We start from the raw sequence: 19,057 nt of genomic DNA, 5'->3' as shown, positions 1-19,057 counted from the left end.
CTGTGCACCGCCGAAGCGGCTCCGATCACTGATGCAGGACTCTACCGACCAGGCCATGTCGTCTGAAGATAGGCAAAAGGGATAAGGCTCATTCCAAATCGTGCAGGATTGAGCTGTCGCTGATGGTTGAGGCCCTAGGGGCGTTCAGAAAACTAGCCTATGAGGCCAGGATATTTATCCGCCGCAGGTATGTTGAGAACCTATGGCTTTCTGAAATGAACCCTATGCGGTTTCGCGCTTATTTAAGGTCTGTCTACCCCCGATACATTCGCCCTCGACTTGGCGCATGCACCTTACAAGGCGCTTATACACTTTCGAGGAGTCGAATATGTCGACACAGTCTTCTACATCATTTGCAAAATGTCATGGGGGATCACCCATGGGGAGGATTGCCTGGGGAGGGGGCGAGCGCCCAAGTGTGGCAGATGATCCACCGCCCGTATGTCAGTTATCCCTCTTTGGAATGATCCCTATTCCTGGTACCCAAGTTATCGAGGCCAAGAGCAACGGATAGATTGTTCTCACCGTGTCGACCGGTAGACGTCAAACAGGTGCCGTTCTTCTCATCAAGTACAAACTGCCTGCGGGTGGTGAGCAGGCACCACAAGCTTTCCCGCCGATGCAACTCCCGTTCGGACGACGTTTTGGTTGCCCGATCTGCACAGTCCACGCACCTATTTTCTTTCGAGGAAACACTCATGTCTCGCGTGATCAAATTTGCTAAAGCTGGCGGACCGCAAGTCCTTCAATTTGTCGAAGTAGATGTGCCTGCACCTGGCCCGGATGAGGTTCGTATCAAGGTCAAAGCCATCGGTATCAACCGAGCCGAGTCGATGTGGCGCACTGATATATACATTGAGCCGGTTACCTTCCCAGCCGGGCTTGGTTACGAGGCTGCCGGTGTAGTAGACGCAATCGGTCAGAATGTCACCCATGTGGCCGTTGGTGATGCGGTCAGCGTTATACCGTCGTTTTCAATGAATCAGTATTTCACCTACGGCGAAGTTGTCACATTGCCTGTCCATGCAGTGGTGAAGCACCCGTCATCGCTGTCCTATGAAGAGGCAGCGTCGGTCTGGATGATGTTTATCACCGCCTACGGAGCGCTGGTCGAAGACGCGAAAGTCGGGAAAGGCGACTTCGTCGTCATTTCGGCCGCTTCCAGCAGTGTGGGGCTTGCCGCCATTCAAGTCGCCGCCTATCAGGGCGCTACTCCCATTGCGCTGACCCGGACATCAGCCAAGAAAAAGCAATTGCTCGACGCTGGGGCAGCACATGTGATCGCCACCGAAGAAACGGATCTGGTGGAAGAGATCATGCGCATCACGGGCGGAAAAGGTGCTCGGGTCGTCTTCGATCCTATTGGCGGTTCCAACTTTCCAAAGCTGGTCTCGATTATCAGTTTTCAAGGAATCATTTATCTCTACGGCGCGCTCGCCGAGGGCCCTGCACACCTTCCGGTACTGGAAATGATCGCAAACATGCTGGTCGTGAAGGGTCACAACATCTGGCTCACGAGTGGCGATGATGCGCGCCGTAAGGGAGCGGTTGAATACGTTGTAAAAGGCCTGGAGAGCGGTGCCTTGAAACCGGTCATCGACCGCACCTTCCGCTTCGACGAGATGGTAGATGTTCACAGCTATCTGGAGAACAACGGTCAGTTCGGCAAGATCGTTGTAACGGTGTAAAGCGTGATACGCCGTCTTTATAGGGCTTTCATTTATTGAGTTAGGGAATTGATGTGACTACCCATAAACGAAGAGTGCTCGTAACCGGTGCAACCGGGCAAATCGGGGGAGAGCTGATTCGAATTCTCGCCAAAGATGACAGCCTTGAAGTTGTCGCTGCGGCACGTAATCCGCAAAAGCTGAAGGGATCGGGGGTACAAGTCGTCAAGTTCGATTACGATCGTGAAGATACCTTGGCGCCTGCGCTTGAGGGCATTGATAGCGTTTTTATGCTCACCGGTTACACCGTGGATATGCTCAAGCAGAGCTATGCATTCGTGAACGCGGCAAAGCGCGCGGGCGTGAGCCAGATCGTCCATCTCGGGGCGCCAGGGCATGACAACACTGAAGTCGCACATTGGGCGTGGCATCAATTCGTAGAGCGGTTCATCGAATGGTCCGGTTTTCAGTTCACGCATCTGCGTCCTGAGCTTTTCATGCAAAATCTGTTGGGTTATGGCGGTGCGCAAGAAGAGGCGAACGGTATCATTCGTCACTATGTAGGGAATGCGCGCCTGAGTTGGGTTGATACCAAGGACGTCGCCGCCGTCGCAGCAGTGGTACTTCAGCAGCCTGAAAAACATTCTGGCCGTACCTACCAGCTCGGTTACGATGCGAAAAGCTATCCTGAGATTGCTGAGATTATTTCGGCGGTTACAGGAAAGCCTTTCAGGTACGAAGCGAGACCTCCGGAAGAGTTTTTGGAAAGTATGCTGGCCGCTGGCGCGGACGTGGCGTACATGCATTGCGTTTATCAGAACTGGATCGACTACGAAGCTGGCCGGATTGTTGGGGCTGACGCGGTTTACGATAATTTCTTCGAATTAACGGGTCACACACCAAGAACTTGGGCAGACTTCGTGAAAGAGAACTCGGTCGCGTTTACCTACTGATTGTTGACCCTTGCCATACCCGTTCAAGGCGCCTTTACACCACATGTAGAGGCGCCTTGCCCACCGTCTCAAATCCCTGTCACGCGACGTTTGGCTAACAGAGATAATCCTCTGCGAAAGGGCGTCTACCGAAACGCTCATTGTCTCTTACGACCGATCACTCGCACCCAGCAATTCGGGAGCGAATTCGGGTGCCAGGCAATCCTGAACAAATGTCGCGAAGTGTCGTGCCTTGCTGCTGGCCATGCGGCCCGTAGGATAGAGCGCAGAAAGAGCGATATTGGGCAGATACCAATCATCTATTACTGACACGACACGGCCCGAACGCAGCTCGGGTGAAAACGCCCACTCAGAGGCAACTGCGATCCCCAAACCGGAAAATACCGCTGCTCGCAGACCCTCAGTGGCTGAAATGGTCACACGCCCCTCCAGCTTTACCGACTGCTCCACGGTTTCTTTCTTGAATGTCCAGTGTTCACCGCCTCCCCAATCACGCGAATAAATCACGGCCCGGTGAGAAAGAAGGTCGGATGGGCTCGTGGGCGTTCCGTATCGGGCAAGATATTCAGGCGTTGCCAGTACCCGGCGCCTTGCTTCCCCTATACGCCTGGCGGTCATGCTGGAGTCGGGCAAAACACCCATGCGTAAAGCCAGATCAATTCCTTGCGCTACAAGATCGATATTACGGTCGTCCAGAATCAGCTCAAGGTCGAGCTCGGGATGCTTCTGCAGGAATTCCGGTAGCCGAGGGACGATGTGTAGCCGCGCAAAGCACACCGCAGCCGACACGCGGAGTTTTCCGGTAAGACCTGCAGCGGTACCGCGCGCCGCTAGAACAGCCTCATCCGCTTCCTCCACTGAGCGCTTGGCTCTGAGGTAGAAGCTCTGACCGGCTTGTGTGGGGGTTAGCGATCGAGTGGAGCGGAGCAGGAGTTTGACTCCGAGCCACTCTTCTAACTGCGCGACTGATTTGGACACCGCCGGCTGCCCAATGTCGAAGTGCCGGGCCGCCGCCGAGAACGATCCTGTGTCCACTACTCGGATGTAAATTTCCATCGCAGCGAGGCGATCCATCAAGATCCTCCAGAAAGAGAGACGCGCGGTCCAATAGAGCGGTTGGCTATGTCCGTCGAATGACGGCCTGAGTCGGGATAGTGTCTGAGATTGTCAGCATGGCAGATTATCCAAGGCGCAGATACGTCGGCACCTGAACCCTGCCTTGGGGGCGCTTGCATAACTTTAGTTTGAGTTATTTGAGACGCCAGTTGCCCTTCGACTTTGCGGCGTGCTCGCGCGATTGCGACCGAGCGCGTATTCCTTTCAGCGCTCCCAGGAGGGCTTCATTATCGAGTGGATGACGATAGTCTGCATCGATGTGGGCGAGCAGAATGACGCCCTGCTGATCAATGAGATAAGTCGCCTGGATAGGCGTCAGAAAGCTATCTGGCTTGCGCGATTTGGGTGGGATATAGCCAAGCTCGATATATCTTGACCTGAGCGCTTCGGGGAGTTCGAATGCCAGACCAAACGAACGTGCGACCTTCATTTCGACATCTATCAGTTCAGGGATAGGCAGCGGCATCCGGTCTGCAGATACACGACTGGGTGGAGCAACGGCGAAAGCAACTCCACCTTCATCGCGGATCTTTTCGTATGTCGAGGCAAGCTGAGCCAGGCTGGATTCGCCAAAGCTACACCACGCGCCTCTTAAAAAATTCAGCACAACTGGCCCCGCCTGTAGCGCCGTTTCGAGCATGATCGGATTACCTTGGGTGTCGATCAGCTTGAACGTAGGTGCACGCTCCCCTGCACGTAAAGCTTTGGGTAAAGCACTGGCTGCTGCCGCGGTTGCAATGTCCGCAGCGTAATCGGTTTCGTCTTTTTTCCCTGAAGAATCCCGGCTCATGTCTACCTCTCCTTTGTTGGAGCAAGCTGCGGAGGGGGCAAGCGAAAGCCGCGCCTCGATTGTGCGAGGCGCGGCATCCGATTAAACGGCTTCTGCTACCGCTTCGCGCTCGGCGTAGGTTGGGAAGTCCGAGTAATTGGTTTCATCCCCGCCCCAGAATGCCGCACGAACATAGGGAGTCAGTGGCAGATTGTTCGCCAAGCGGTATGGAAGATCCGGGTTCGACGAAAAGTGCCGGCCGAAGGCTACGAGGTCCGCATCGCCTTTTTCAACGATTGCAATGGCACCCTCGCGGTCGAAGCCACCTGCGGCGATGATCGGGCCGCAAAAGTGCGGACGCAGGTAAGATGCAACCACCACACCCTGTCCTTCGTGCAACGTGTCGTCACCTTTCACCCGCGGTTCGATCACATGGATGTACGCAATCTTGTAGCTATCCAAGACCTTTGCCACATAGCTGAAGGTGGCTTGAGTATTACTGTCGGTAACGCTACCCCACTCGCCGGAGGGAGAAAGACGTACTCCCACTCGGTCAGCGCCGAAGACGGAGATCAAGGCTTCTAACGCTTCGCGCAGGAAACGCACGCGGTTCTCTATCGGACCGCCGTACTCATCGGTGCGCTGATTAGTACCATCCTGAATGAACTGGTCGACCAGATAGCCGTTGGCGCCATGCAATTCAACGCCATCGAACCCCGCCTTTTTAGCTCGTACTGCCGCCTGGCGGAAATCTTCGATCAGGCCAGGAATCTCCTCGATCCCTACCGCACGATGAGGGGAGGCCGGTACAAAACCATCTTTGGTCAGCGCGACACCTTCAAAAGGCACAACCGATGGTGCGATCGGTTGAGCGCCCTCTGCCACATCTTCATGGCTCTGGCGGCCGCCGTGAATGAGCTGCAAAAATGCGTATCCGCCTTTAGCGTGAACTGCATCCGCGATGGCTTTCCAGCCCGCGTCCTGACCATCATGGTAGATGCTTGCCGCACCCAGATAGGAGCGTGCCTGAGCCGAAACGCTTGCGGCTTCGATCACCAGCAAACCGCCTTGCGATGCGCGCTGACTGTAGAAGTCCGCCATCATTGGACTAGGAATATCACCAGGCTGGATCGTGCGAAGACGCGTCATCGGAGCCAGCACCACACCGTGGTTAAGGTCATAAGCGCCGACTTTTACGGGTTTGAATAACTTGGTCATTTGTAGGCCTCAAGAGCATCTAGAGTGGCCGGAAAGCTCCGGCGTGCATGTTGCGTTGAGGGAAATTTAGAGGTTCGCCGCTTTGTCAGATAGCCATCTGGCGGGATAGGGGCTATTCCAAATACGGATGAGTCTTTCCAAGCGAACTCGTTTGATTCAAGTCCTAGCACTAAAATTGCTGGATCTTCCCGTCACGCCTTCTGCTGCACAGTAAGTCTTGGCATGCAGTCGGCGACTGCCGGCCTGATACCGAATCTGAACATGTCCGCAGCGCTTTGGCGCTACATGACAAGAACTCCTGCCGGGATGCCGGATAGGGCTCTGGTCGGCTTGCGTTGACGGGGCATCAGGGAAGGCTGCGAAAAAGTTCGACGTCGATTTGCCCGCAGGTTTGGCAATCGATGCAGAAGTCGATCTGTGTCTGGAGGGGGAGGCTTATTTTCTTCGTGTTCGTTTGAACGTCAGCCTGCCAGGGCTTGACCTCGAGCTTGCACAAAAGCTGGTTCAGACGGCACATCAAACTTGCCCTGACTCCATGGCTGTGCGCAATAATATTGACGTAACACTCAGCCTGATCTGAGCCAAAAATCCGCGTCACGATTTATTTATCGTGACGCGGATTTGCCTGAAACTCAGCCGTTTTGATTCCGGCAGTGGTCAGCAGGTTTCAAGTAGTCAAGCTTCTGGGTTTGGCCCCTGGAGTCCAAGTAGGTGATGTGTGTTTGCACCTGACCGCAGGTCGCAGTCGGTTCTTGGCTCGACGACAGCACGATGCGAATATCTGGCTGGGACAAGTGGTTGTTCTGTCCCGATGCCTCGGCACGTGCAGCGAAGGTGCAAACGTTCAGGGCGGCAAACAGGCAGGCGGCTATGGTCAGTTTCGTGTTCATCCTGGTTTCCTCAAGGTCGTTAGGTAAGTACGCGTTGATCCTTTGAGGGATTAGGCGGCAAAGGGCGCTGACCGCAGTCATGCTGCCGCCGTCTGCAGACTTTCCTTGGGAGCGGGCTTGAGAATCGGTGTTAAACAGAACATCAGGACGGTCACACCAAAAAGAGTCTCGTAGGACAAGGTATAGCTACCTGAGTGATCGCGCAAAGCTCCGAAACATAGTGGCCCGAGTGCTGCGATCAGATAGCCAATGAACAGCATGAAGACTGTCCAGGCACCTGCCTGTTCGGGTGTGTCGACGTTATCCAATGGCAGCGTCATCGCGACCGTGAAGCCCATACCAAGACCGACTGCTGTCAGTACTACATACACGGTAGTGGCCAGCGTCGGCGCAAGCCACATGCCCGCCATGCCGAGAACAGCGAGTAGAGACGAGACACCCAGCAGTGGACGACGATCATATGTTTTGCCCGGGAGCATCCCGGCGCCGACACTTGCCAGGGCAAAAACGGCAGTGAACAAGCCGAGCAGTATGCCCGAGGGCAGGTGGGTTACTGCGGTTTCGGTCGATGCTGGAGCAAGCCATGCGAACAGCGCGTAAACGACGAACTGGCCTGCTCCGAAGTTCAGCGCTACCAACCACGCCTGCGGTTTTGTCCATGGCAGACGCACATGAGGCTTATTGGTTTTTTGAAGCGCTGGGCCTTCTGACTCGAAACGCGTGCTCATCCAGGCCCAACTGATCACTGCGGTGACGCACAGGATGCTCCAAACGCCTGCACTGATTCTCCAACTTTGGGTGAGCTCCGCGATAGGGGCTGCGAGGACAGCGCCAAGAGTGGCGCCCACGCTTAAACCTGCCGCATAGATGCCCATAAAAAATGCCGCGCGGTGAGGAAAGTGCGATTTGATCCACCCTCCAATCAACGCGCCAGCAACGGCGATGCCTACGCTTATCAGAAATGTGCTGCCTAAAAGCAGCAATGGGCTGGGCGAGAGTGCGCGCAAAACAGTGGCAATGCCGAGTAATGTTAATGCCGCTACCACGCACCGATCGGTACCAAAGCGTTGTATCAGTTTGGGGGCTATGAGAGCGAAGAGGCTCATGCACACATCTGGGATCGAAGTCAGCAAGGCTGCTTGGCTGTAGCTCAATAAAAAATGCTGCTGGATCAGCAGCAGAATCGGCCCGATTGATACGATCGCCGGGCGCAACGCGATGGAAAGCACCAGGAGGCCAATGACTGCGGCAAGGGTATGCTTGGCGCTTGTAGAATGGGCGTAGGCTGTCATGACAAGCCCTCAGTTAGTGGTTTGAAGGGCTATGGTAAAAATGAATTAAAACCGACGAATGCCAGATTTGATCGCAAAAGTGACAGTTCGGCATGACTATGGGTCGATTGAAGTCATCCAGGAAGGAGGGTGGAGCGGTGCGAGAGAACCGTATAGTCGCTGTATGTGAAGCGAGTCCTGAGCGTAGCGAGGATTACCTTGACTACCGAGATGTCCCTCGGCAAATGACTGTACTGGTTCGAAATCAGCACACCGGCGAATACAATGAACCTCACACACACAGGCACGGGCAGGTGCTGTATGCGTCTAGTGGCGTCATGCGCGTGGCGGCGCAAAATGGATTGTGGTTCCTGCCGCCAAAAAGAGCGCTGTGGATTCCTGCAGGCGTTGTGCATGACCAGTTGATGCTCAGTCCGGTGAAGCTCCGCTCGGTTTATATAGATCCTGAGGCATCACAGATATTCGGCGCCGAGTGCAAAGTGCTTGAAGTATCATTGATGTTGCGTGAACTGATTCTTGCCCTGGCAGACCAGCCGGTCGAATATCCTCAAAACAGTCGTAACGCTCACATTGTGGGATTGATCCTCAGCGAGCTGCAGTTGTCACGTAGCTTGCCTCTGCAGATCCCCTGGCCAACTGATCGAAGGCTGGCAAGTGTCTGCGACGCTATTCTCGCGCGTCCCGAAAACGCACAGTCCATCGACTATTGGGCAGATAAGGTGGGCGCTAGCTCGCGAACGTTGATCCGTTTGTTTCTGAAAGAGACCGGACTGACATTCCGTCACTGGGTGCAGCAGGTACGCCTCGCTACTGCGTTGGATCGTTTGGAGCAAGGCCAAGCGATCGGTGTGATTGCCAGAGATTTAGGCTACGCGAGTCCTGGCGCTTTCAGTGCCATGTTCCGAAGAATCATGGGCGAGTCGCCTAGAGAGTTTTTGATCAGGGCATAACGGTTGTGAACCGATTCGACGGGGAGGGCCCCTCGGAGCGAGCCGCTTCTCAGTACCTCGTAGAAATAACATACCCGCCGTTGGTTCAATTCGCGCAATTTGTGCTCCGGTGCAGCGTGTCGTGATTGGATCGCGTGCGTCCGGAGGTGTTTGGGCCAGCGATCAAAAGGGCGGGGATTTGAAGGTCGTAACCGCCGTATCAAGCACTGTCGAAGCCCCATTGATGCCAGTCGATAATCGCTCTGGATAGCTGAGCCCCTCAGCTAACCCTGGTTTGTATCATTTTGTATCTGCATTCCGGATAGATACAGAGTGATTCTTTTATGGCCTTTGGAGACACATGCGAGATACCTCAGAGGCGCTAAATGAACGCCATGGAGACGGCACAAGCCTCTCGACGAAATTCATCTAACGCTTGGAGACATCATCATGAACTGGAAAAACCTCAGCATCGCTTCTCTCTTTGCCGTGTTCAGCCTGGGCGCGGTAGCTGCTAACGCTCAAGACACCGTCCAGGTTCACAACTATATGTACGGCGATCACTTGGACATTGCCAAAGTTGTGTCCGTCAACGAAGGGTCTTCTTCGCACTGCGGCGTCGTCAAAACCCGCCTGACGTATCTGGATTCTGCCGGAAAAACTCAGGCATTTGACTATCGCGCCATCAATCAGGACTGCGGCCAGGACAACTGATTCGCAGCCTGCTGAGTAAACCCCTGACACCCTCGGCCACGACCCGCAGGTGTTCAGGTATGTCTACCAGCAAGCCAAAGCAGTAAGGACTGCTAGCAGCAGGCTCAGCGCGTAAAAAGTGCAAAGTTTCTGCGAGTTCCAATTGGCGTCGAGCATCTGGCCTGCCACTGCGGGAGACAGGATTGCCCCCAATCGTCCCGTAGCGGGTACCAGACCTACACCGTTCGTACGGAAGGAGTGCTGAACGCCTGGGCCGATAGTGAGTACAGCGCTGAAACAGCAGCATGCGCAGCTCATTTCTGGCAAGTCATACCTTGGTATCGACCGACACCATGGGGCAATCGTCCTTAGGTTCACCTGGTGATTTGATCGAGCCTGCACGAACCGGACTTTCGTTACAGGGCAGCCAGGTCGGCTGCCTTGGTGGCGTGATAGCGAGTCCGCAAACGGCCGCTTCATTGTTGGCCACTCACTTATAGGAGATTCAAAATGCCTGCAGCTTCCTCCCGATTCACTTGGCACCATTGTCTGGCTTCTTCCGTTAAGGTTGGCGTGTTTGGTCTGGCGTTGCTTGCGGGCACTGGCGGGGCATGGGCCGCAACCCCTGCCGCTGATTCCACTTCCCCCGTCACTGCGTCCAAGTCAGACGCTATCCGTCCTTATCGTATTCATGTCGATGAGGCGCAACTGACAGATTTGCGCAAACGCATCGCCGCCACCCGTTGGCCTGACAAAGAGACAGTGAACGACGCTTCGCAAGGTGTACAGCTGGCTCAGGTTCAAGCCTTGGTCAAATACTGGGGCAACGGCTACGACTGGCGCAAAGCCGAGGCAACGCTCAATGCATTGCCTGAGTTCATCACCACCATCGATGGTGTCGACATTCAGTTCATCCACGTGCGCTCGCGGAATCCGAACGCCATGCCGTTGCTTCTCACACACGGGTGGCCAGGGTCGCAGTTTGAGTTCCTGAAGACCATCGGGCCGCTGACGGATCCGGTCGCCTATGGCGGCAAGGTTGAAGACTCATTCGACGTGATCATTCCATCGATTCCTGGACATGGCTTTTCTGGCAAGCCAACTGAGTTGGGCTGGGGGCCGGATCGAGTTGCGAAGGCTTGGGATGTGTTGATGAAGCGTCTCGGATATACCCAATATGTCTCGCAAGGTGGAGATCACGGCTCGGTGATATCTGACGCCTTGGGACGTCTGAATCCACCCGGCTTGTTGGGGATTCACCTGAACATGCCAGCCACCATTCCGCCTGAACTCGTTAAGCCGATTAACAGCGGTGACCCGGCACCTGCAGGGCTGGCAGAACCTGAGCGTAAGGCTTTTGATTCGTTGAGCACCTTCTTCGGCCGTAATGCCGCCTACGGAGCAATGATGGTCACTCGCCCGCAGACCATCGGTTATCTGCTGGCTGATTCGCCCACCGGCACTGCGGCATGGATGTACGAGAAGTTTGCTGCCTGGACTGACAGCAATGGCCAGCCAGAACGCGTGCTTACCCGTGACGAGATGTTGGACGACATCAGCCTGTATTGGCTCACAAACGTCGGCGCATCGTCCTCCAGGTTCTATTGGGAAAACAACAACAACAATTTCAGCGCTGAGGCGCAGAAGACAGCAAGCATCAAGGTGCCGGTGGCGATCACGGTATTCCCGCACGAAATCTATCAAGCCCCAAAAAGCTGGGCGCAGAGAGCCTATCCATCTCTTTCTTACTACAGCCAGGTTAACAAGGGCGGCCATTTCGCATCTTGGGAGCAACCGCAATTGTTCAGCGAAGAGTTGCGCGAAGCTTTCCGGCCGCTGCGTGCCAAGCTGGGTGCAACCAAGCCAGCCCAGTAGTTTTTACGCAATCAAATCAACACACAGGGCCGCGATTTGAAGGCTCGCAACGGAGAAGCACTATGGAGATGACCTTGTTGAACAACAAAAATAAATCGAGCCGCCTGCGGGCTTTCGCTCCATCACTTTTGGCTGCTGCGTTACTCCAATTCGGAGCAGTGGCTGTGGGTTTTTCCCAAGCCAGCGCTGCTGAAGTGCCGGCGTCAACAATTGGTGCTATCACGCCCGGAGCTCACACTTCACTTGGTGACCTTAAACATGTGAAGGCGGGGCTGCTGGACGTATCCTACGCGGAGCTTGGCCCAGCCGATGGTCCGGTGGTTATTTTGTTGCATGGCTGGCCGTACGACATCAATGCTTACGCGGACGTCGCTCCTGCTTTGGCAGATAAGGGGTATCGAGTTCTGATCCCTTCCGCTCGTGGTTATGGCGACACCCATTTTCTCTCGGCCAAGACCGCGCGCAATGGTCAGCCTGCTGCGCTGGCTACCGACCTGATCGACTTCATGGATGCTTTGAAGGTCAATAAAGCGGTGCTGGGCGGCTTCGATTGGGGCGCGCGTACAGCGGACATCGTTGCAGCACTGTGGCCGGAAAGGGTGAAAGCACTGGTAGCTGTGAGCGGTTACCTGATTGGCAGCCAGGAGGCAGGCAACGCTCCATTGCCGCCAGCCGCCGAGTTGCAATGGTGGTACCAGTTCTACTTCGCGACCGAGCGGGGCCGTCAGGGTTACCAGAAAAACACTCACGACTTCGCCAAGCTGATCTGGAAGCTGGCTTCACCCAAGTGGAATTTTGACGACGCTACCTTTGATCGCAGCGCGGTTTCCCTACAAAACCCTGATCACGTGGCTGTGTCGATTTTCAATTATCGCTGGCGCTTGAACTTGATCAAAGGTGAGCCTAAATACGACGCGATCGAGAAAAAGCTGGCTGCTTTCCCATCGATCAGTGTCCCAACTATCACGATGGAAGGTGATGCCAACGGGGCGCCGCATCCTCCCGCTGAGGCATATGCCAAGCGTTATACCGGCAAATACGAGTATCGCTTGATCAACGGTGGCATTGGCCACAACTTGCCACAGGAAGCGCCACAGGCCTTCGCTCAAGCAGTGATTGACGCAGATCATCTCTGACGTTCTCTGAAGGAGAGCAACGATGAAACTGAAGCATCTGGCAGTGTTGTCAGGGGCTGTTGCATCGGTTGCGCTCACCCTCACCGCAATCGCAATGGGCGATCCCGGTGGCGGCGACGCTTCACCGATCTACGGCGTGAAGATTCCCGAAGGCTATCGCAAATGGGAGCTGATCGCTCCCGCCCAAGAGGCAGCACCCTTAGATGAATTGCGCGCCGTAGTCGGCAACGACGTGGCGATCAAGGCGTACCAAGACTCAACGCTGCCATTTCCCGACGGCACAATACTGGTAAAGCTTGCGTGGAAGCACATCCAGTCACCCGAATTCGCGCCAGCTTCGATACCCGGCGCAGCCACAACGGTTCAAGTGATGGTGAAAGATTCGAAGAAATACGCGGCAACCGGTGGGTGGGGCTTTGGTCGTTTCATAAACGGCAAGGCTGTAGATCAGGCTCAGCACGAAACGTGTTTCGCCTGCCATCAAGCGCGCGTTCAAAACCATGATTTTGTCTTTACACGGTACGCCCCTTAACCCCTGTATCTAACGGAGTTCCCAATGAAAAAGATCATTGCCTCGCTGGCAGTCGCTGTCAGCCTGTTGGTTGGTGCTAACGCGTTCGCGCAGACTGACAAACCGACTGTCGTTCTTGTTCACGGCGCTTTCGCCGACGCCTCAAGCTGGAACGGGGTGGTCAAGATTTTGGAAAAGGACGGCTATACGGTAGTCGCTGCAGCCAACCCTTTACGCAGTGTGAAAAGTGATGGCGCATCCATCGCTTCGCTACTCACGAGCATCAAGTCACCTGTGGTGCTCGTTGGCCATTCCTACGGCGGAAACGTGATCAGTGAGGCGGCCAACGACCAGGCGAATGTGAAATCCCTGGTCTACGTCAGTGCGTTTGCCCCAGATACTGGCGAAACTGTCGCGGGTCTGGCAGGTAAGTTTCCCGGGAGCACTTTGGGGCCAACCCTCGCAGCTCCAGTGCCGTTGAGTGATGGTGGAAAGGATCTGTATATCCAACAGGACAAATTTCACGACCAGTTCGCAGCGGATGTGCCCGCAGCCGAAGCTGCGTTGATGGCAGCGACCCAACGTCCCGTTACCGAAGCGGCGCTGAATGAGAAATTTGGCAGCCCTGCCTGGAAACACATTCCTTCCTGGTACATCTACGGCGACAAAGATAAGAACATCCCCCCGCAAGCGATGGCGTTCATGGCTAAACGTGCAGATGCCAAGGGTGTGGAGGTCGTCAAAGGTGCCTCCCATGTGGTGATGGTATCAAACCCTGTACGCGTTGCTCGCTTGATCGAGAAGGCTGCGACTGCGCAATAACCATGGCCAAGGAGTTCGGACGCTGTTCTTGTACGCAGCGCCGAACTTTCATGCGCCTGGGGTGAGGCGCCCGTCACCGTATTGAAGCGGGATACGGGTGGCCGTAGGTACCGCCGCTGATATTGCCAACCAGATGGAGCATTGCCTGGAGGAGGGCGGCGCTGGGGTTTTCATGATCGCGCCTACCTCTACGCCAGGTTGTGCCAAGGCGATTGCTGACTTGGTGACGTCTGAACTGCAACGCGCTAAGAACGAATCGGTATTGTCTTATCACTGTGTATAGATGCGTTTAAGGGAGAGGGCACCTAGTCTGAATACCCCCAGCTGCAGAGGGTACCCAGTTCGCCCCATCACAAACCCCACTTTTTCACTCGCCGGGCATCTGGTGCCCGCGAAGTTCTACCGGCCGGCACCTTCATTGATCGAAAGGCGCCAAGCCGATAGCCAGTGCTCTGCTAAAGGGCACTACGGCGTAAGCAGCAACTTTCCTGTGGTGGTCCGGCTTTCCAGGTCAGCCAAAGCTTTGTCTGCTTCAGCTAGGGGATAGACGCCCCCGATCTTGATCGAGACGACCCCGTGACGCACCCAGTCGAATAGCTGTTGCGCCTTTTGCCTCAGCAGGTCGGGCGTGTAGATGCTGTCAAAGAATACTGCGTAACCAAGCTTGATGCTTTTAGGGAGACTCATGATATCGATAGGCCCAGGGCCGCCGAGCACAGGGCCATACCAGCAAAATGTCCCTGCTCGACGTAGCGAGTCTAGCGAGCCTTGAAACGTTGCAGGGCCTGATCCATCGAATACCACATGGACGCCCTCACCACCCGATAGACGAATGGCCTCCTGCGCGAATGCACCGTCGTCACTGACGATCACATGATCTGCGCCTGCCGCTTTGGCTATCTCAATCTTTGCCTCACTGGAAACACGGCTGATCACGGTGCCGCCTCTGAGTTTAATGATCTGAGTCAGCAGGCGACCCAATCCTCCAGCTCCGGCATGCACGAGTGCGATGTCACCTTTCTGGACTGGATAAAAGCTGGTCGCAAAGTGGCTTGCCGTCAGACCCTGCATCATCAAAGCCGCTGCGGATCGGTCGTCGATATCGTCGGGAATTTTCACCAGGCACTCAGCATCCGCAACAATGCGTTCTGCGTAACTGTGTGGCACGAACACCCAGGCCACCCGGTCTCCTATGTTGAAGTCCTGCACGTCAGCACCTAGCTCTACAATACGTCCAGCGCCCTCGACGCCGAGAATCGAAGGCTTGTAGCTACTGCCGATTGCTCCGGTTTTTGCCCCCAGATCCATAAAATTCACACCTGCCGCCGAGACCTCCACAATCACTTGGCCCTTGCCGGGCGCGGGTTGATCGACGTTTTCATAAACCAGGGTGGGGCTGCCATCTTCACTGCTTATCTTGACTGCTTTCATGGAGCTCTCCGTTATTGACCGTTCGTTCCACAATTGGGCAAAAAAAAGCGCGCTCTTACCGCAAAGCGCGCAACGCCATTGTCTTTAGTGATTCAAGGTGCGCGGTGTCCGCTCCGCTGCGCGCGGCTATCCGGATTCCGGTGACGCTAGCCAGTAAAAAATCCACGACAGCATAGTCAGCCAATTCCGAAGATATCTCGCCGTTGATTTGGGCGTCTTTTACCCGATCTGCGATGCCTTCCCGTAAAACGCTCCCCAATGACTGGCGGATCTGATTGATCTCGGACTTCGTATCCCCAAACTCGCAAATTGACCCGATTCCGAGGCACCCGCGATGGGCTTGCTGAACAACACGCTGAAAAAACGCTGAGATACCTGCGTAGCCGCTTGGCTGCTCACGCAATGTAGCCAAGTGAGCACGAGTTTCCTTAGAGCCGTAATGGCGCAATGCGGCAAGGTAAAGGTTCCACTTGTCCCCGAAAGTGGCATACAGGCTCTGTCGTCCGATCTCCATCGCCTGGGTAAGCATCACCGCCGAGCTCCCCTCAAATCCATGCTCTCGAAACACCTCTACAGCCGCGTCTAGCGCTTGCTCCTCATCGAACTCTCTGGGCCTTGCCATAATCTTGTCTGCAGTTCAGGAATGATCGGTCAAAAATAGTAACAGAAGCGCGTCACGCGTGCCAACGTGCGGGCCACCACAGCGATCTATTCGGACAGCCACCCTGGCTGGCTCCCTTCGTTCGCCTGCAACGACTCATCCGGCTCGAGTTTGACTTTGATCCACCCGGACTCATGCAGGTCGAATGCTGCGAAGGCGCTAATTGCGTCAGTGAGTGGTTCACATTGCGTCAGCACCTTGGCCGGATCAACCTTCCCGGCGAGGCTCAGCTCAATCAGCTTGGGGAGGTATTTGCGGTGGTGGCAGTTGCCCATGTTCATGCGAATGTTTTTTTCATCGCCGCGCCGATGGGGAAACTGCGCGCGGCACCTGAGTGCAGCGTGAAAATGATGTCGAAGTCGATCTCGCCGTCCAGCCTATCCAGTCTGCGGGCCAGCTCGCTCCAAGGAAGAGGCCCCGCGTTGCCGCTGTCATCGATTCAATGAGTGCACAGTGCCCTTGGTCGTTTTGAAAACCGTGCAGGCGACGTTGCTGTCTGGCAAATAGCCGCACTCGACATAGCCGCACTCGACGGTGAATGCTTCTCGGGGTGTGACGCTGAAGTAACCACCCCCTGAAGCACTCAGCACGCGGTCAAACAGCGGCGCAGAGTCCATATTCGGCGCGCACCACCAATCGATGGAACCGTCGGTCGCCGACAGGGCGACGGAACGCCCGTCCCCCAGGGCGATGTATTGATCCAGCGTGACATAGCCGTCGGCACGCATGGGTATGGCGTTTTGGCTACTCACGGTAGCGGATTACCCCCGGTGACGCCGAAGACCTCGCCGGTGATATAGCTCGACTCCTGGTTGGCCAGCAGCACGTAGATCGGCGCGCATTCAGCCGGCTGACCAGGACGGCCCATTGGCGTCTGCGAACCGAACTCCGGGATCTTCTCCTGGGGCTGGCCACCGCTCGGCTGGAGCGGCGTCCAGAAAGGGCCGGGCGCCACCGCGTTGACTCGAATACCTTTGCTGATCACCTGCTTGGCCAAGGCCTTGGTGAACGCGACGATGGCGGATTTGGTAGGAGCGTAATCAAGCAACGTTTCAGAAGGCTGATAGGCCTGAATGGACGCCGTGTTGATAATCGTGGCCCCTGGTTTCAAATGCGGCAGCGCAGCCTTACAGACCCAGAACAGCGCGTAGACATTGGTTTTGAAAGTCGCGTCGAATTGTTCTGTGGTCAGATCGGCGATGTCCTTTTGCGCTACTTGCTTACCCGCAACATTCACCAGCACATCAATCCCGCCCAATCCTTCCACCGCCTGACTGACAAGCTTCTGGCAAAACGATTCGCTGGTCAGATCGCCAGGGATGCAGACTGCCTTGCGACCCTCGGCTTCAATCAACGCCACCATTTCCTTGGCGTCGGCTTCTTCTTCCGGCAGGTAAGTCAGCGCGATGTCAGCGCCTTCTCGCGCATAAGCAATGGCGGCGGCGCGACCAATTCCGGAGTCAGCACCGGTAATCAGGGCCTTGCGACCGGCCAATCTGCCGAAGCCTTTGTAACTGGTTTCACCATGGTCGGCGGCTGGCTGCATCTTATGCACAGTGCCTGGCGGCGTTTGCGGCTGCTTGGGGAATTCGGGTTGCGGATACTGAGTCAGCGGGTTCTGCATTGCGTATTGGTTTTCAGTTGCCATGGTGATTTTCCTTCGAGACGTCTTGAGACATGGGTGGCATTTGCGCCAACTGGAGTCCTAACCTCGGAGAGCGTTTGAAAACAAAACGTTCAGTCTTTTGGATTAAATAGGCGTCTGCTTAAAGGCAACGCCTGCCGCCATTCGTCAGCCGTTTAGTAAAGAGGGTTGAACATCCGTTGGAGGTTCCAGCCAGACATCTCGTGAGTAGACGAACTACCGATTCGTCTCTTAAACGGGAGAGCACCATGAAAGCCATCGTTTATAACGGCCCGCGAGACGTCAGTGTGCAGAACGTCCCTGACGCCAGAATCGAGAAACCCACCGACGCATTGGTTCGCGTCACTACCACTAATATCTGCGGCTCCGACCTGCACATGTACGAGGGTCGCACCTCCATGGAAACCGGCCGTGTATTCGGCCATGAGAACCTGGGGGAAGTTGTCGAAGTCGGCGCTGGTGTCGACCGTATCAAGGTGGGAGACCGAGTGTGTCTACCCTTCAATATTGGTTGCGGATTTTGCGAAAACTGCGAGAAGGGGCTAACTGGTTTTTGCCTCACCGCCAACCCAGGCAGTGCCGGTGCAGCTTACGGCTTCGCCGACATGGGGCCGTATCAAGGTGGTCAAGCAGAACTGCTGCGGGTGCCCTATGCCGACTTCAATTGCCTGCTGCTTCCCGAGGACGCCCAAGAGCGCGAAGACGACTATGTGATGCTGTCGGATATCTTTCCAACAGGGTGGCACGCGACCGAATTGGCAGGGCTGCTGCCCGGCGAAAGTATTGCGATCTACGGTGCCGGGCCCGTGGGCTTGATGGCTGCGCATTCAGCCATGATCAAAGGCGCGTCACAGGTTTTTGTCGTGGATAACCACCCCGACCGTCTGAAGCTGGCGGCCCAAATGGGAGCAACGCCCATCAACTCGCTGGAGAAAGAAGCGGTCGATCAGATTCTGAATCTCACTCATGGCAAAGGTACTGATCGCGGGTGTGAATGCGTGGGGTATCAATGCTGCGACAAACACGGTCATGAGGCCAACCACCTGACCATGAACAATCTGGTCGCCTCGACCAAAGCCACGGGTGGTATTGGTGTTGTGGGGGTATTCGTTCCGCAGGATCCGGGTGCGACAAACGAGCTGGCGAAGGAGGGCAAAATGGCCTTCGACTTCGGTGCTTTTTGGTTCAAGGGCCAACAGATTCGTACCGGTCAGGCCAACGTGAAGGCCTACAATCGTCGGCTCGCCGAGCTCATCCACCATGGACGAGCAATGCCATCACAGATCATTTCCCACCGTCTGAAACTCGACGAAGGCCCTGACGCCTACAAGCACTTCGATAATCGGGATGAGGGCTGGACGAAAGTCATCCTCAAGCCTGCAGCCTGACGACAATGATCGCGGGCCGGCGGCCAACGATGCCGTGTGCCCGCTTCCTGACAGTGTTCGA

General features: G+C 55.6%; 19 protein-coding genes and 1 pseudogene. 10 read left to right on the top strand and 10 right to left on the bottom strand.

Translation table 11 applies throughout. The annotated features are described in order from the left end of the window. The first annotated feature begins 698 nt into the window (after positions 1-698). Both AC07V9_RS04505 and AC07V9_RS04500 read left to right on the top strand, forming a co-directional pair. Positions 699-1,688 carry a zinc-dependent alcohol dehydrogenase family protein gene (locus AC07V9_RS04505; protein ID WP_495014493.1) on the top strand — a complete coding sequence of 330 codons (990 nt, stop codon included), beginning with the start codon at positions 699-701 and terminating at the stop codon, positions 1,686-1,688. Between the two features lie 53 nt (positions 1,689-1,741). Next, positions 1,742-2,620 (top strand): SDR family oxidoreductase, encoded by an 879-nt coding sequence (locus tag AC07V9_RS04500; RefSeq protein ID WP_495014492.1) that lies wholly within the window; start codon positions 1,742-1,744, stop codon positions 2,618-2,620. A gap of 147 nt (positions 2,621-2,767) precedes the next feature. Here the strand turns inward: AC07V9_RS04500 and AC07V9_RS04495 are convergent, their stop codons facing one another. The 3 genes from AC07V9_RS04495 to AC07V9_RS04485 form a co-directional block, all read right to left on the bottom strand. Continuing rightward, positions 2,768-3,694, bottom strand: a complete 927-nt coding sequence (locus AC07V9_RS04495; protein ID WP_495014491.1) for a LysR family transcriptional regulator — start codon at positions 3,692-3,694, stop codon at positions 2,768-2,770. Positions 3,695-3,869: 175 nt separating this feature from the next. Continuing rightward, on the bottom strand, positions 3,870-4,526 hold the full coding sequence (locus tag AC07V9_RS04490; RefSeq protein WP_495014490.1) for a redoxin domain-containing protein: 657 nt from the start codon (positions 4,524-4,526) through the stop codon (positions 3,870-3,872). Between the two features lie 81 nt (positions 4,527-4,607). Beyond that, complete coding sequence (locus tag AC07V9_RS04485; protein ID WP_495014489.1) at positions 4,608-5,723, bottom strand: alkene reductase; 1,116 nt, start codon at positions 5,721-5,723, stop codon at positions 4,608-4,610. 322 nt (positions 5,724-6,045) lie between these two features. Between AC07V9_RS04485 and AC07V9_RS04480 the strand changes: the two are divergent. Beyond that, a pseudogene (locus AC07V9_RS04480) lies at positions 6,046-6,303 on the top strand (OsmC family protein); the annotation flags it as partial. 52 nt (positions 6,304-6,355) lie between these two features. Here the strand turns inward: AC07V9_RS04480 and AC07V9_RS04475 are convergent. Beyond that, positions 6,356-6,613: a DUF2790 domain-containing protein gene (locus AC07V9_RS04475; protein ID WP_495014488.1), complete on the bottom strand. Its 258-nt coding sequence runs from the start codon at positions 6,611-6,613 to the stop codon at positions 6,356-6,358. Between the two features lie 77 nt (positions 6,614-6,690). After that, complete coding sequence (locus AC07V9_RS04470; protein ID WP_495014487.1) at positions 6,691-7,905, bottom strand: MFS transporter; 1,215 nt, start codon at positions 7,903-7,905, stop codon at positions 6,691-6,693. A 224-nt stretch (positions 7,906-8,129) separates the two neighbouring features. Here AC07V9_RS04470 and AC07V9_RS04465 point away from each other — a divergent pair, with 224 nt between their 5' ends. The 6 genes from AC07V9_RS04465 (at position 8,130) to AC07V9_RS04440 (ending at position 13,871) form a co-directional block, all read left to right on the top strand. Beyond that, entirely contained in the window at positions 8,130-8,855 is a 726-nt protein-coding gene (locus tag AC07V9_RS04465; RefSeq protein ID WP_495014486.1) for an AraC family transcriptional regulator, read from the top strand. Positions 8,856-9,284: 429 nt separating this feature from the next. Further along, on the top strand, positions 9,285-9,548 hold the full coding sequence (locus tag AC07V9_RS04460) for a DUF2790 domain-containing protein (RefSeq protein ID WP_495014485.1): 264 nt from the start codon (positions 9,285-9,287) through the stop codon (positions 9,546-9,548). Positions 9,549-10,037: 489 nt separating this feature from the next. Beyond that, positions 10,038-11,402: an epoxide hydrolase family protein gene (locus AC07V9_RS04455; protein WP_495014484.1), complete on the top strand. Its 1,365-nt coding sequence runs from the start codon at positions 10,038-10,040 to the stop codon at positions 11,400-11,402. A gap of 62 nt (positions 11,403-11,464) precedes the next feature. Beyond that, the gene (locus tag AC07V9_RS04450; RefSeq protein ID WP_495014483.1) at positions 11,465-12,538 is read left to right on the top strand and encodes an alpha/beta fold hydrolase; all 1,074 of its coding nucleotides are present in this window, start codon (positions 11,465-11,467) and stop codon (positions 12,536-12,538) included. Between the two features lie 22 nt (positions 12,539-12,560). Next, the gene (locus AC07V9_RS04445; RefSeq protein WP_495014482.1) at positions 12,561-13,070 is read left to right on the top strand and encodes a cytochrome P460 family protein; all 510 of its coding nucleotides are present in this window, start codon (positions 12,561-12,563) and stop codon (positions 13,068-13,070) included. Between the two features lie 24 nt (positions 13,071-13,094). Continuing rightward, complete coding sequence (locus AC07V9_RS04440) at positions 13,095-13,871, top strand: alpha/beta fold hydrolase (protein ID WP_495014481.1); 777 nt, start codon at positions 13,095-13,097, stop codon at positions 13,869-13,871. A gap of 465 nt (positions 13,872-14,336) precedes the next feature. On the opposite strand, the gene AC07V9_RS04435 is transcribed toward AC07V9_RS04440, so the two are convergent. The 5 genes from AC07V9_RS04435 to AC07V9_RS04415 form a co-directional block, all read right to left on the bottom strand. Beyond that, positions 14,337-15,302, bottom strand: a complete 966-nt coding sequence (locus tag AC07V9_RS04435; RefSeq protein WP_495014480.1) for a quinone oxidoreductase family protein — start codon at positions 15,300-15,302, stop codon at positions 14,337-14,339. A 55-nt stretch (positions 15,303-15,357) separates the two neighbouring features. Continuing rightward, complete coding sequence (locus AC07V9_RS04430) at positions 15,358-15,924, bottom strand: TetR/AcrR family transcriptional regulator (RefSeq protein ID WP_495014479.1); 567 nt, start codon at positions 15,922-15,924, stop codon at positions 15,358-15,360. 86 nt (positions 15,925-16,010) lie between these two features. Then, positions 16,011-16,244, bottom strand: a complete 234-nt coding sequence (locus AC07V9_RS04425; RefSeq protein WP_495014478.1) for a hypothetical protein — start codon at positions 16,242-16,244, stop codon at positions 16,011-16,013. A 150-nt stretch (positions 16,245-16,394) separates the two neighbouring features. Further along, a complete protein-coding gene (locus AC07V9_RS04420; protein WP_495014477.1) occupies positions 16,395-16,691 on the bottom strand; it encodes a trehalase-like domain-containing protein in 297 nt (98 codons plus the stop codon). A gap of 20 nt (positions 16,692-16,711) precedes the next feature. Continuing rightward, positions 16,712-17,611, bottom strand: coding sequence for an SDR family oxidoreductase (locus AC07V9_RS04415; protein ID WP_495014476.1), 900 nt, complete (start codon positions 17,609-17,611; stop codon positions 16,712-16,714). Positions 17,612-17,856: 245 nt separating this feature from the next. Between AC07V9_RS04415 and AC07V9_RS04410 the strand changes: the two genes are divergently transcribed. Beyond that, positions 17,857-18,996: a glutathione-independent formaldehyde dehydrogenase gene (locus tag AC07V9_RS04410; protein WP_495014475.1), complete on the top strand. Its 1,140-nt coding sequence runs from the start codon at positions 17,857-17,859 to the stop codon at positions 18,994-18,996. Positions 18,997-19,057: the final 61 nt, after the last annotated feature.

Source organism: Pseudomonas sp. GW821-FHT02A11 (genome assembly GCF_059421985.1).
Note: the sequence above shows the minus strand (reverse complement) of the source record. Positions and strands in the feature narration are given on the sequence as shown.

What these genes read in the sequence shown, in the direction of transcription:
- AC07V9_RS04505 (WP_495014493.1), top strand. Translation starts at nt 699, where the DNA reads ATGTCTCGCGTGATCAAATTTGCTAAAGCTGGCGGACCGCAAGTCCTT.
- AC07V9_RS04495 (WP_495014491.1), bottom strand. Translation starts at nt 3,694, where the DNA reads ATGGATCGCCTCGCTGCGATGGAAATTTACATCCGAGTAGTGGACACA.
- AC07V9_RS04490 (WP_495014490.1), bottom strand. Translation starts at nt 4,526, where the DNA reads ATGAGCCGGGATTCTTCAGGGAAAAAAGACGAAACCGATTACGCTGCG.
- AC07V9_RS04485 (WP_495014489.1), bottom strand. Translation starts at nt 5,723, where the DNA reads ATGACCAAGTTATTCAAACCCGTAAAAGTCGGCGCTTATGACCTTAAC.
- AC07V9_RS04475 (WP_495014488.1), bottom strand. Translation starts at nt 6,613, where the DNA reads ATGAACACGAAACTGACCATAGCCGCCTGCCTGTTTGCCGCCCTGAAC.
- AC07V9_RS04470 (WP_495014487.1), bottom strand. Translation starts at nt 7,905, where the DNA reads ATGACAGCCTACGCCCATTCTACAAGCGCCAAGCATACCCTTGCCGCA.
- AC07V9_RS04465 (WP_495014486.1), top strand. Translation starts at nt 8,130, where the DNA reads ATGACTGTACTGGTTCGAAATCAGCACACCGGCGAATACAATGAACCT.
- AC07V9_RS04460 (WP_495014485.1), top strand. Translation starts at nt 9,285, where the DNA reads ATGAACTGGAAAAACCTCAGCATCGCTTCTCTCTTTGCCGTGTTCAGC.
- AC07V9_RS04455 (WP_495014484.1), top strand. Translation starts at nt 10,038, where the DNA reads ATGCCTGCAGCTTCCTCCCGATTCACTTGGCACCATTGTCTGGCTTCT.
- AC07V9_RS04450 (WP_495014483.1), top strand. Translation starts at nt 11,465, where the DNA reads ATGGAGATGACCTTGTTGAACAACAAAAATAAATCGAGCCGCCTGCGG.
- AC07V9_RS04445 (WP_495014482.1), top strand. Translation starts at nt 12,561, where the DNA reads ATGAAACTGAAGCATCTGGCAGTGTTGTCAGGGGCTGTTGCATCGGTT.
- AC07V9_RS04440 (WP_495014481.1), top strand. Translation starts at nt 13,095, where the DNA reads ATGAAAAAGATCATTGCCTCGCTGGCAGTCGCTGTCAGCCTGTTGGTT.
- AC07V9_RS04435 (WP_495014480.1), bottom strand. Translation starts at nt 15,302, where the DNA reads ATGAAAGCAGTCAAGATAAGCAGTGAAGATGGCAGCCCCACCCTGGTT.
- AC07V9_RS04430 (WP_495014479.1), bottom strand. Translation starts at nt 15,924, where the DNA reads ATGGCAAGGCCCAGAGAGTTCGATGAGGAGCAAGCGCTAGACGCGGCT.
- AC07V9_RS04425 (WP_495014478.1), bottom strand. Translation starts at nt 16,244, where the DNA reads ATGAACATGGGCAACTGCCACCACCGCAAATACCTCCCCAAGCTGATT.
- AC07V9_RS04420 (WP_495014477.1), bottom strand. Translation starts at nt 16,691, where the DNA reads ATGCGTGCCGACGGCTATGTCACGCTGGATCAATACATCGCCCTGGGG.
- AC07V9_RS04415 (WP_495014476.1), bottom strand. Translation starts at nt 17,611, where the DNA reads ATGGCAACTGAAAACCAATACGCAATGCAGAACCCGCTGACTCAGTAT.
- AC07V9_RS04410 (WP_495014475.1), top strand. Translation starts at nt 17,857, where the DNA reads ATGAAAGCCATCGTTTATAACGGCCCGCGAGACGTCAGTGTGCAGAAC.